The organism is Duganella sp. CF517, assembly GCF_900110275.1.
In the GTDB taxonomy this organism is placed as follows: Bacteria; Pseudomonadota; Gammaproteobacteria; order Burkholderiales; family Burkholderiaceae_D; genus Rugamonas.
Map to the genome: position 1 here is coordinate 1,297,018 of NZ_FODC01000001.1, position 12,851 is coordinate 1,309,868.

The 12,851-nt window shown below is 64.8% G+C and carries 8 protein-coding genes; 1 reads left to right on the forward strand and 7 read right to left on the reverse strand.

Annotated features, from left to right (window positions below; genetic code table 11):
* Window positions 1-192: 192 nt before the first annotated feature.
* The 7 genes from BMX85_RS05590 to BMX85_RS05620 form a co-directional block, all read right to left on the reverse strand.
* Complete coding sequence (locus tag BMX85_RS05590) at window positions 193-1,524, reverse strand: sugar MFS transporter (RefSeq protein ID WP_090314641.1); 1,332 nt, start codon at window positions 1,522-1,524, stop codon at window positions 193-195.
* A gap of 29 nt (window positions 1,525-1,553) precedes the next feature.
* Window positions 1,554-4,097 carry a glycoside hydrolase family 3 protein gene (locus BMX85_RS05595; protein ID WP_090314642.1) on the reverse strand — a complete coding sequence of 848 codons (2,544 nt, stop codon included), beginning with the start codon at window positions 4,095-4,097 and terminating at the stop codon, window positions 1,554-1,556.
* 24 nt (window positions 4,098-4,121) lie between these two features.
* On the reverse strand, window positions 4,122-5,489 hold the full coding sequence (locus BMX85_RS05600; RefSeq protein ID WP_229210287.1) for a GH1 family beta-glucosidase: 1,368 nt from the start codon (window positions 5,487-5,489) through the stop codon (window positions 4,122-4,124).
* A gap of 12 nt (window positions 5,490-5,501) precedes the next feature.
* Entirely contained in the window at window positions 5,502-6,806 is a 1,305-nt protein-coding gene (locus BMX85_RS05605; RefSeq protein ID WP_090314644.1) for a glycoside hydrolase family 5 protein, read from the reverse strand.
* 72 nt (window positions 6,807-6,878) lie between these two features.
* Window positions 6,879-7,904: a LacI family DNA-binding transcriptional regulator gene (locus tag BMX85_RS05610; RefSeq protein ID WP_090315256.1), complete on the reverse strand. Its 1,026-nt coding sequence runs from the start codon at window positions 7,902-7,904 to the stop codon at window positions 6,879-6,881.
* A gap of 87 nt (window positions 7,905-7,991) precedes the next feature.
* Window positions 7,992-9,260 carry an ABC transporter substrate-binding protein gene (locus BMX85_RS05615; protein ID WP_373923235.1) on the reverse strand — a complete coding sequence of 423 codons (1,269 nt, stop codon included), beginning with the start codon at window positions 9,258-9,260 and terminating at the stop codon, window positions 7,992-7,994.
* Window positions 9,261-9,401: 141 nt separating this feature from the next.
* Window positions 9,402-10,358: a cupin-like domain-containing protein gene (locus BMX85_RS05620; protein WP_090314646.1), complete on the reverse strand. Its 957-nt coding sequence runs from the start codon at window positions 10,356-10,358 to the stop codon at window positions 9,402-9,404.
* A 355-nt stretch (window positions 10,359-10,713) separates the two neighbouring features.
* Between BMX85_RS05620 and BMX85_RS05625 the strand changes: the two genes are divergently transcribed.
* Complete coding sequence (locus tag BMX85_RS05625) at window positions 10,714-12,846, forward strand: hypothetical protein (RefSeq protein ID WP_090314647.1); 2,133 nt, start codon at window positions 10,714-10,716, stop codon at window positions 12,844-12,846.
* Window positions 12,847-12,851: the final 5 nt, after the last annotated feature.

A 12,851-nucleotide genomic window follows, 5' to 3' on the forward strand; every position in this document is an offset into this window, starting at 1 on the left:
TGGCGCAAGACAGACGCGAGAGGAAACCCTCTAAGACGCATATCCATGCGCCAGATCAAAATAGTCAAAAACAAAAACACGTGGGGCGGATTAGCGAAGCGTAATCGGCCATGCATGCGCCGTCGATGCGCATGCATGGCCGATTACGGCGTTCCGCCTAATCCGCCCTACGGGCTTCGGGTGTTTTTAGCTTTAGTGTCCCGCGCGCGCGGCCGGTTTGTCCGCGCCGCCGTCCGCATACATGCCGGCGTATTTCAAGCCGAAGTACAGCACGAAGACGTAGCACGCCGCCGGCACAACGAACGAGATCTGCAGATTGACGGTATCGGCCAGGAATCCTTGCGCGAACGGCACCAGCGCGCCGCCCACGATCGCCATGCACAGCAAGCCGGAGCCCTGCCCCGTCAACGGTCCCAGTTTGTTCAACGCCATCGAGAAGATGGTCGGGAACATGATCGAGTTGAACAGGCCAACGCCGAGCAGCGCCCACATCGCGGTATGGCCGCTGCCGAAAATCGCCACCAGCAGCAGCGCGAACGCGGCGGCCGAGTTGAAGGCCAGGGCCTTGCCCGGGCTGACGTAGCGCATGACGGCGAAGCCGATGAAGCGGCCCAGCATCGCGCCGCCCCAGAAGTAGCTGACGTACGGCGCCGCCTGGTGTTCCGGCAGGCCGGCGATGTGCGGCAGGCCGATGAAGTTAATCAGGAAGCTGCCGACGCACACCTCCGCACCCACATACAGGAAGATGCCGACCACGCCCAGTACCAGGTGGCGATGCTGCAGCACCAGCTTCCAGCCGCCACCGTCGGCCGCCCGGGCGGCCGGTTGCTCGGCGTCGACGATCTTCGGCAGGCGCGCCATCGCGAACAGGATCGCCAGCACCAGCAGGGCCCCGGCCAGCGCCAGATACGGACCTTGCACGCTGGCCGCCTGGTTGGCGTAGTAAGCGGCCACCTGGTCGGCCGGCAGCTTGGCCAGATCGGCGGTGCTCATCACGCCGCCGGCCAGGATCAGCATACCGCCCAGGGTCGGCGCCACCGTGGTGCCCAGCGAGTTGAAGGCCTGGGTCAAGGTCAGGCGGCTCGATGCCGTCTGCGGATCGCCCAGGATCGTCACGTAAGGGTTGGCCGCCACCTGCAGGATGGTGATGCCGCCGGCCAGAATGAAGAACGCCAACAGGAACAGCGCGTAGCCGCTGGTCGACGCCGGGTAGAACAGCGCGCAGCCGGCGGCGGCGATGGTCAGGCCGGCGACGGCGCCGTTCTGGTAGCCGATCCGCTTGATCAACGCGCCGGCAGGCAGCGAGACGATGAAATAAGCGCCGAAGAAGCAGAATTGAACCAGCATGGCCTGCACATAGGTCAGCGTGTAAATCGACTTAAGGTGCGGGATCAGGACGTCGTTCAACGCCGTCAACAGACCCCACATGAAGAACAGGATCGTGATGATGATGAGGGGGCCGGTGTTGCCCTTGGCCTGCGACGGGCTGCCCGGCACGCCGGCAGCTTTCGATAATGGTTCCATGCTTGCTCTTTCTGTTGTATTTGCTGTTGTTACTTAAAGTCGCCGCACGCCGACGCGTCCTTGTCTTTGGCCGCGCCGCCGACGATCTGGATGTTGGCGAAGCTGGCCGCGAACGGACCGTCGGCCGAGACGGCGAACGGCGTTGACAACGCGTCGGCCTTCAGTCCTTTGGCGCTGAAGCACGACAGCGGTATCTTCACCGTCTGTTTGCCTTTGCCGGCCATGCGCTGGAACACGGCGCTGGCGTCGAGTTCCACGTTTTCCATCCAGATGCCGACTTTCCCTTGTGGGGCGCCGGTGACGATGGTATCGAATTGCAGCGCGCCGTCGGTGCCGGCGATCGCGGGAACCGGCATGGCCTTGGCGGATTGCGCCGACAGTTTAGCAGGACCGGACCAGGTTAGCCTTTTTGCATCCTGTTGTGTGTTCACCTGCGCCGTCTCGACCTTCACCGTCGGCAGATTGAATACGGCGTTCAGGTCCGCGCCCAGCGCCGTCTTCTGGCCGCCGCTCTCCACGTGGAGCGCATAGGTGGCGCGGTCCGCCGGGCCATATACCGGCATGGCGGTGCTCTTGCCGCAGCCGCCAGGCGCGAAGCTGGCGTCGAGCGTCGGCAGGGCAGCCTGGCCGGCGGTGGAGGCGTAAGTCAGGCCATGACCATATTTGAACAGCGGATCGTAGCCGGCGTCGCCGACGTTGAGCGGCGACTGGCATGCCGACTTGGGCCAAGAGAACGACAGCTTGCCGCGGAAATCCGCGTTGACCTTGCCGTCCGCCTTGCGGAACAGGACATCGGACACGCCCTTGCCCTCGGTGCCCGGCAGCCAGGCGGCGACGAAGCTGTCCGACAGGTTGAGGATGTCGTTGGCGTACAGCGGGCGGCCGGCCACCAGCACCGTCACCACCGGTTTGCCCTTGCCCGCCACCGCCTGCAGCACGGCCAGATCCTCCGGATGGCGGCCCGACAGGCGCAACGTGCCCGATGGTCCGATGTCGCCATCGCCCTCGGCGTACGGCGTTTCGCCGATGACGGCGATAACGGCGTCGAACTTGCCGACATCGACACCGGCGGCGTTTTCGCTGAAGGTGACGTTGTCCTTGCCGGCGGCATCGCGAATGCCGGCCAGGATGGTGTCGCCGATTGGATAGTCGCTGTTCTTGTTGTCGGTGCCCTGCCACGTCAGCGACCAGCCGCCCGACTGGTTGGCCATGCTGTCGGCGCTCTTGCCGACCACGAGGATCTTTTTGCCGCGCGCCAGCGGCAGCACACCGCCGTTATTCTTCAGCAGCACCAGCGATTCGCGCACCGCCTGGCGCGCCAGCGCGCGGTCCTGCAACGCTTCCTGTTTGCCGGCGTAGCGGTTCTTCGACGGCTTCTTGCCATCGAACAGGCCGGCGCGCAGCTTCACGCGCAGGATGCGGGTGACCGCGTCGTCGATGCGCGCGATCGGAATCTCACCCTTCTCCACCTGGGCGATGGTGTTGGCGATGAAGGTCTTCCAGCGCTCCGGCACCATGATGATGTCGACGCCGGCGTTGATCGACTGCGGGCAGCTGTCCTCGGCGCAGCCGGGCACCTCGGCGATGCCGTTCCAGTCGCTGACGATCAATCCATCGAAGCCCATTTTGGTTTTCAAGGCGTCGGTCAGCAGCGCCTTACTACCGTGCATCTTGCCCTGATCGGCGCCGCCTTCGAGGTCGTTCCAGCTGTTGAACGACGCCATGACGGTCTGCACACCGGCTTCCAGCGCCGGGAAATAGCCCAGCGCGTGGATGTTGATCATGTCGGCCTTGGTGGACTGGTTGACGCCACGATCCTTGCCCTCGGCCGTCCCGCCGTCGCCGACGAAGTGTTTGGCGGTGGCGACCACGGTGCCGTCGCCTTTCAAATCACCCTGCAGACCCCTGACGTAAGCGCCGGCGTAGTCCTTGACGATGGCCGGGTCCTCCGAGAAGCTCTCGTAGGTGCGTCCCCAGCGATCGTCGCGCACCACCGCCAGCGTTGGCGCGAACACCCAGTCGATGCCGGTGGCGCGCACCGCCCTGGCGACCGAGCGCGCCATTTGCTCGACCAGCTTTTTATCGCGCGCGGCCCCGAGGCCGATATTGTGCGGGAACAGCGTGGCGCCATACATATTGCTGTTGCCGTGCATGGCGTCGATGCCCCAGATGACCGGGACTTTGACCTTCATGTCGGTACCCATCGACGCGTCGTAGTAGGCGTCCGCCAGCTTGACCCAGTCGGCGGCGGTGGCGTACTTGTTCCCCTGCGGCCAGCTGCCGCCGCCATTGAGGACGGAACCGATGTAGAACTCGCGCACCTGCGCCGGCGTGATGAACTTGATCTCGGGCTGCGTCATCTGGCCAACCTTTTGCGCCAGTGTCATGCCGGCGACGATGCCGGCGATGCGCGCTTCCATCGATTTGTCCTGCTTGACGGCGCTGGTGATGCGCGGCCAGTCGGTGAGCGGAGCGGAAGCCGGAGCCGGTGCGGCGGCGATGGCGTGGGCGCCCAGCGCCAGCATGGATGCCAGGACGGCGCGGCGCAGGATATGGTTGTGGCGTGTTTTCATTTGATGCTCGTCTCCGTGTTTGAATTATTGTTGATTCTGGCCGCGCACCAAGGCGCTGTACCAATGGCCGCTTTGCTTGACGGTGCGGCGCTGCGTCGGATAGTCGACGTAGGTCAGGCCGAAACGCCGCAGATAGCCCTCCGACCATTCGAAGTTATCCAGCAGGCTCCAGGCGAAATAGCCTTTGATATGGGCGCCGGCGGCGATCGCGTCGCGCACCGCCACCAGATGGCGGATCAGGTAGTCGCGCCGGGCGGTATCGTCGACGGCGCCGTCGGCGCCCACATGGTCGTCGTAGGAGGAACCGTTCTCGGTCACATACAAATCGCCGGTCGGATACTCCCGCGCCACGCGCGCCATCAAATCGACCAGCCCTTGTGGCGACACCTCCCAACCAAAGTCGGTGCGCTGGCGGTCCTGCGGATGGACGATGGCGGTGCGCAGCGGGTACTGGTCCGGCGCGTTGGTGACCACTTCCGGGAAGTAGTAGTTCACGCCGAGGAAGTCGCATGGAACGCCGATCGCTTCCATATCGCCGGGCAGCACCATCGGCGCATCCTCGCCCACCAGCCGCAACGCCAGCTCGGGATAGCCCCGGCCATACAGCGCGTCGAGGAACCAGCGGTTGCGCAGCGCGTCGTGGCGTACCACCGCCTCCTGGTCGGCGGCGCTGTCGCTGGCCGGCTTGATCGGGTGCAGGCTCAATGCGATCCCCACCTTCGCATCGGCCACGTTGGCGCGGATGACCGGCACCGCCAAGCCATGCGACACCAGTACGTTGTGGCAGACCTGGAGCGCCAGCGGCAGGCTTTTGTTGCCGGGAGCGTGCATGCCGTCCCAGTTGCCATGCATGGCCGTGCACCACGGTTCGTTGTGGGTGATCCAGTGCTTGACGCGGCCCCCAAGGTGCGTGGTCGTCACATCCACGTATCGCAGATAGGCGTCGATGGTGGCGCGGTTCTCCCAACCGCCCTGGTCTTGCAGGTACTGCGGCAGGTCCCAGTGGTACAGCGTGCACCACGGCTGCAGTCCGCGCGCCAGCATACCGTCCACCAGGCGCGAATAGAACGCCAGCCCTTCGGGATTCGGCTGTTCGTCCACGCCGTTGAAAATGCGCGTCCATGCGATCGAAAAACGGTACGAGTTCAGTCCCATGGCCTGCGCCAGATCCAGATCCTCCTCCCAGCGGTGATAGTGGTCGCAGGCGACCGCGCCGGTGGAGCCGTCGCGGACCTTGCCCGGCGTCGCGCTGAAGGTGTCCCAGATCGACGGCACGCGGCCGCCTATGTCGGCCGCGCCTTCGATCTGGTAGGCGGACGTCGACACGCCCCACAGGAAGTCGTTTGCGAAATCCGAGCGGCTTATCGCCTTGGTCAAGTCGTTAAAAGTCATGGTCATCGTGGGTTATTGTTTTGCGAAGGGAGTGGGCGCTACCGTGGAGTTCATCCACTTGATGATGGTTTGCTGCGGCTGATACGGCACGCTGCCGAACAGGCGGAACAGGTTTTCGATCTCCGCCAGCGAGGCTTTGTTGAAATCGAGTTTGGGAATCTTCGCTCCCGGCGCGTTGGTCACCATGCCCCAGGTTCCCTTTCCCTGCCCGCCTTTGTTGGACACCAGCTTGTACGACCAGGCGGTGGACGCCCAGCCGTTGGCGACGTAGGTGTCGTAGGTCACGCGCGTGACCTGGCCGCCGGCGTCCGCGCCCATGAAAGCCCACGGCTGGAACTCGCCGACGAAGAACGCGGTGTCGAGGCCATCGAGCCGCTTCTTCCAGGCGCAGACCGTGTCGCCGCCGCCGCATTGCAGCCAGCCCTGGTGCACCGCGAGCCCCGGCTTGCCCCAGCCGAAATGGCCCGGATATGGATGCATCTCGAAGGCGACGTTGACCATGCCTTTGTCCGACGGCTTGCCATAGGCGTCGATGCCGTTCTTGACATGGCCCGGCAGGATGATCACATGGTTGGTATCGACCGCGCGGATCGCCTTGTACAAGGTCTCGACCACACCAGCCATATTCTCGGGCGTCGTACCCCAGGGTTCATTGAGCACGCTGTAGCCGGCGACCGCGCCACGGTCCTTGTAGCGCGCCGCGATCTGCTGCCAGAGCCAGATGGTGCGCTCCTGGAACTCCGGCGTGTCCCAGTATTTGTTCTTCCCGGCGCAGCCGCTGTGATGCTCCCAGCCCTGGCTGCCGACGGCGCCGTGCAGGTCGAGCACCACGTAGATGCCGCGCTTTTCCGCCTCGTCGATGGCGTTGTCCAGATAGCGCCAGGCGTCGGCACGCAGATGGCGGGGATTCTTTTCGTCCTCCACCACGCTGTAAATGAACGGCAGGCGCACCAGATTCAGATTCAGCTTCGGCAGCATGTCCCAGTCGCGCGGCTTGATCCAGTTGTCGCGAAACAGCGCGTACAGGCGCTCGCGCTCCGCATAGCCGAAGCGTTTGTCGAGCACCGCCTCCAGCTTGCACTGGTCGTCGATGCCGGCGCCGCCCTGCCCCATCATCCAGAATTCCTGGATCAGGTAATTTCCCAGGTTGACGCCGCGCAGCGCCGCGACGCTGCCGTCCGCCGCCAGCCAGCGCGTACCCTCCGTATGCAGCATCGGCAGCGCCGGCGATCCCGTTTGGGCGCGGGCGAAGGGCTGCCCGAGCGTCAACAACGCCGCCGCGAATCCGGCGCATTTCAGTAATCTGGTTATCGGCATCGCCCCGCCCCATAAATTGGAATCGTTTCCAATATACTACAAAAAAAGGGTGCGCGGCCAGCGCGCACCCCGTTATTTAGCGCTTTTGCGTGAAGGGACTTTCGCCAGCGAAGCGCGCTCCGTCACGTGCAGCTTGTATTTGCGCTTGACCGGGCGGTCCGTCTCGTAGCACCGGTTCAACAGGTAATTCAAGCCGTTCATCGTCATCTCGCTCCACGGTATGTGGACGCTCGTCAGGCGCGGCGCGGTGAACTCCGCGCTGTGCGTGTCGTCATACCCGAGCACCGACACCTGGTCCGGCACGGCGACACCCGCCTGCTGGAAGAACGATAAGGCGCCGACCGCCATTTCATCGTTGGCGCAAAACACGGCCGAGAACTCCCGGCCCGACGCCAGCAGCCGCTCGGCGCATGCCCACCCTCCTTCGGGCGTGAAGTTACCGTCCTCCACCCACACTTTGCCGCTGTCGATGCCCGCCTCGTCCAGCTCCGCCATGAAGCCGGCCAGGCGCTCCTGGTTGTCCGGCGCGCTGGCGCGACCGGCGATGACGGCGATCTTGCGGTGCTTCTTGTCCAGCAGCGTGCGCGCCGCCAGCCGTCCGCCGGCCTTGTGGTCGACGGTGAAGCACTGCTCGGCGATGCCGGCGTAGCGGTGGTTGATCACCGCCACCCGGGACTGGAACGGCCCTAGCGCCGCGAAGTCCCCGTCCTCCAGCGCATTGCTCATGACGAGCAAGCCGTCGCTTCCACGCTCGATCAGAAAATTCACGCCGTCGATCGCCTGCTGCCGCTCGTTGCCGTCGCCGACGCCGAACGCGACCACCATGTTCAATCCCGACGCCCGCAGCGCCGTGTAGATCGACTGCAGGATCGGCGTGTAAAACGTCCCGCTCAGGTACGGGATGTAGACGCCGATCATTTGCGAACTGCCGGACAGCAGCGAGCGCGCCGCGTGCGAAGGCCGGAAATCCAGCTCGACGATGGCTTTTTGCACCTTCTCGAGCGTCGCCTTGGACACCGATCCCCTGCCGCTGACCACACGCGAGGCGGTGCCCAGCCCCACGCCCGCCAGCCGGGCGACGTCTTTGATTGTTGCCACGAGTTCCCTCATCCGTTGAGTGTATGCGGCGGTCAGCATACCGCATCGCCCCGGACGGTGACAAGCAAGCCGCGATTCAACCCATTGCTAGTCCCGCAGCGCCGCCGCGATGCTCTTCTGCGCCTTCTCGACCGGCATGCGGGTGTTCCAGTAAGTCGTCAGCACGTCCTGCAGCGCGCCGTTCTGGTCGGGCGTCAGATGCACCTCGATCATGCCCACCTGGCGGGATTTGTCCTTCATGATGGCCATGCCGGCCTGCGCGCAGACATCCATCGACGAGGTATCGACGTTGCTGAGGATGGGCAACGAGCCTTTCAGCTTGTTGAATTCCAGTTGGGCGGCCGGCGCCAGCATCGTCGTCGCCAGCAGTTTTTGCGCCTTGACCGTCTCCGGATTCTTCGTTTTGGGGAAGACGAAGGCGTCGCCCTGGATCAGGTACGGCACGTTCGGACCGAGACCGGCGATGCAGCCGAAGTCCTTGCCTGCGGTTTGTTTGGCGGCGGCGAATTCGCCCTTGGCCCAATCGCCCATGATCTGCACTCCCGCCCTGCCGCCGACCACCATGGCGGTGGCGTCGTTCCAGTTACGGTTCGGCGAGCCGGCATCGACGTAGGTTTGCAGCCGCTTGAAGGCCAGCAGCACCTTTTTAAACGCCTCGGAATTGATCGCCTGCGGCGAGCGCTCGCGCAGCACCGACAGGTACAGCGCCTTGCCACCGACGTTGGCCAGCATGGCCTGGAACAGGATGTTTTCCTGCCACGGCTGGCCGCCGTGCGCCAGGCCGACCACGCCGGCCGCCTTGAGCTTATCCAGTGCGGCGAACAATTCGTCCGGCGTGGCCGGCTCCTGGACGATGCCGGCTTTTTTGAACGCGGCCTTCGAGTACCAGATCCAGGTCGACATATGAATGTCGACCGGCGCCGCGTAATAATGTCCGTTGACCTTGATGACGTCCAGGATCGGCGCCGGCATCAGCTGGTCCCACTTGTCGCGCAGCGCGATGTCGTCGACGTTGTTGAGCGAGCCCTGGTCGATCAGGTCGCGGAATTGTTTGGTGGTGTTGAACTGCGCGGCCGTCGGCGGATTGCCGCCGACGATGCGGTTGATCGCCACCGACTTGGCCTGGTCGGCGCCGGCGACCGCCGTATCGGCCCAGACGCCGCCGGCGGCGCGGTAGGCGTCGGCGAATTTGCGCACCGCGGCCGATTCGCTGCTCGAGGTCCACCAGTGCATCACTTCCGCTTTCGGTCCGGCGGGCGCCGCGCTCGACGCCGCTGGCGCCATCGCGGCCGCTGCCATCAACGTCGCCGCTCCGGCGGCCCGCGCCCGTGTCAAAGTCCTGCTTTGCTTGAACATCCAGTCTCCTTGAACGCCGGGGTGGCACGGCGCGCCGCAAATGATTGGAAACGTTACCAATTCACGAACACGAATATAGCATCCTCTTATTTTGGGTGTCAACGGGTTGTCATCGGGTTGACAACGCGCCGTCAACGATACTCAGCGGCCGCTTCGCAGCAGGGACGCGTCGCCGTTCAGGGCGAACGGCATCGACCTGGCCCACCGGTTCGAGGACAACGAAAACGTCAGCGCGCGGACCTGGTGGTACCAGCCCGCCGGCACGTACAGCATGTCGCCGGGATTGACGACGCATTCGATCATGGTCGCCTGGCGCGCCAGCGGGAACCGGTCGAAATCGGGCGCCTCGGGATCGAACGGAGAGCCGAACAGGATGGCGTTCGCCTCGCTCGGGTACAGGAATTCGTCGTGGTGGGGCGGCGACAGGAAAATCCGCTTGGTGCCCCAGATCTGCGCGAAGATATTATCGTCGTAGTCGCAATGCAGCGGCGTCACGGTGCGGGCCGGGCCTATCCAGAAACGCGGCGGTCCCATTTTGTCGAAATACGTCGGCCAGTGGCACATGTTGTTCAACTCCCGCAGCTCCAGATTGCCCAGATACGGCGGCAGGTCCTGCGTTTCGACGGCGACCAGGTCGAGATACTCGCCCATCGACATGTCGCGCATCGCGCGATCGGCCGCGAAGGCGGTGTTGATGTAGTCTCCCACCCGCGCGCGCACCTGCACCTCGCTGTAGCGATCGCGCAGTGTTTGCGGCGTCAGCGCGCACAGTGGCCAGCGGTTGACGATACCGGTGATCAGGAATGGCAGGCCCTGCGCGGCCCGCGCGCGGAACGCCGCCGCATCGAGCGCGCGCACGCGCGGCACTTCGGAGATCTCCGGCAGCGCGCGCGCGGCGCCTCGTATCGCGTCGCGCATCTGCTGGATGGACGTGACGCCCCGGACCTGCGCATCCCGTTGCTCGCGCGCCTGCTTTTTGGCGGCCGCCTCCTCCGGCGACGCCGGCCGCGACGCCTGCAACGGTGGCGGCGAGCGCGGCGCGGTCCGTGACTGCGGCGTGACCGGAGCACCGCCCTCTGGATTTTTCTCTTTTGACATATGCCCTACCTTGAATTCCGATTGCTTACATGCGGCGCAGCATAACGCATGCGGTTGCTTGTTTGCTAGTGCGCCGCCCATTCAGCAGCTGCGGCGCAATGATGCTGGTCAACTTGGACCCTTAGAAGCGATTGGCGCGGTGGTCGGCAGCCGGAGCCTGGCGCAGGCCGCCGCCGTCCCGGTCGGCTTCTCGCCGCCCCCACACTCGCAGCCCCCATGGAGCCTTAAGTGTGCGCAGGGACCCGTTGAATCCCTGTTGCGGTTCGTTACCAGGTCGGCTAAAAGAAGATTGCCACTTTCATTTAACGCAACAGACTGATAGCATCGGAAACTTTTTATTCCGGGCAGTCTTTCTATGTTGAATTTTTCGCGCGCGCTCGCCTTGGCTGCGGCACTCTGCAGCCTCCCCGCCTTCGGCGCCGACATCGACGCGCTGTTCCGCGCGCGATGGGTACAAGCTGAAAGCAAGCACTTCCGGGTGGTGACCGACCAGGATGCCGAAACCGCCCGCCTGATGGTCAACGACCTGGAGCACATGCGCCACTTCAGCTCGCGCGCGCTGGGCATCGAAGCGCTCGATACCGTCGGGCCGCTGACGGTGCTGGCCATCGGCAACACCACTCTCTTCGACAAGCTCGGCCTGCCGGAAAACTACGGCGGCCTGTTTTCCTATACGCTGCGCGGCTTCGCGGCGATCGGCAACGTCAAGGGTTACGTCGGCGACAGCAACACCCCCACCTTCGCCCGCAACGTCTTGCTGCACGAATACCATCACTTCCTGATCCGCATGACCGAGCGGACGGTGGCCTACCCGATGTGGTGCGACGAAGGCCTGGCGGAGTATTTTTCCACTTTCCGGTACGACAACACCTCGGTCACCGTGGGTGACGTCGATGAGCAGTCCGGCCGTATCAGCGGCCTGTTCGGTCCCAGTGGCGGCATCGACATCGACACCGAGACATTATTCAACACGACCAAGCTTGACTACATCAAGACCACCCGAACCAACAAAATGGAGATCAACGCGTTTTACGCGCGGGCCGGCTTTGTCGTCCACTACTTCAATTCGTCGCCGGAACTGCGCGCGCAGCTGAACCACTATCTGCGCCTGTACAACCTCGGCATCGGCCAGGAGCACGCCGCCCGCCTCGCTTTCAAGCGCAGCTACGCGGAGCTGGACAAGGATATCGCCAGGTATTTGGTCAAACGCTTGAGTGTGCGGGTATTCAAGGCCACCGACGGACCGTTCAAGTTCCCAACGGTGGACATCCAGGTGCAGACCCTGGACCAGCCACGCGTGACGGCCGCCCTTGCCGCCGTGCTGACCCGCGTGTCGATGCCGCGCGACGCCATCGAGGCGGTGGTGGCGCGCAACCTGCAAGACAATCCGGACAGCGCGCAGGCGCACATCGACCGCCTGCGCTTTTCGCCCACGGGCTACGGCGGCGCGACGGTGCGCGCGTTGAGCGAGCGCTTCCCGGGCAACGCGCAGCTGCTGGACATGCTGGGTGACACCATGCTCAACCATGGCGAAGCGCTGCGCGCCGCCGGCCTGCCGGGCTGGCAGGCGCAGATGATCAAGGCGCGCGATCAATTCCGCCTCGCCGCCAAAGCCGACCCGGGCTACCCGGCCACTTACCGTGGCCTGGGCCAGGTGTACCTGAACCTTCCGGACGGCGAAGCGCTCGACGACGGCATCACCGGCTTCGACACCGCCTCGATTTTCCAGCGCAGCCCCGACATGTTCCGTGGCCTGGCCACATTGGCGCTGCGCGCCAGGGATACCGGCCAGGCGCTGGCGGCGCTGCGCCACGCGGTCACCTTCACCAAGCCGTCCCGTTACAGCGAGGACGCGCTCTTGCTCGACAATCTGGAACTGCTCAACGACGCGCGCGAGTCGGCACCCTCGCCCACGGCGGACGGGCTGGCGTATAAGAGCGGCACGCGCTACGTCGGCCAGGTGAACGGCCTCAAGCCGGACGGCGCGGGCAAGCTGGTGCGCATCAACGGCAGCTACATCGAAGGGACCTTCCGCGACGGCTTGCCGCTGACCGGCAAGTTGGTCAGCGCGCGCGGCGGCGAGTACGAAGGCCAGTTCGACGCCGGCATCGCCGGCGGGGAAGGCGCGCTGCGCTACCCGAAAGGCGCACCCGCCACCAGCTACGCGGGCGGCGTCGCGCTGGGCAAGCCATCCGGGCACGGCGTCCTGATCGACGCGACCGGCCGCTACGAGGGCGGCTTCGTCAATGGCGAGCCGCATGGCGAAGGCGGCTTCACGCCGGCGGCCAAGCCTGTGACCGTGCGCGGCAAGTGGCTGTACGGCCGCTACGTGTGGCCTGCCGCCAACGGCGAGGTATTCGTCGGCGCCATCGACGCCAGTGGTCAGCCAAGTGGGGAGGGCTACTGCTACGTCGCCGCCACCAACAGCGGCCTGCGCGAGTGCCGGCGCGGCGATGAACGGTCCAAAGTGGCCAAGTCGGACGATTAAGCCGC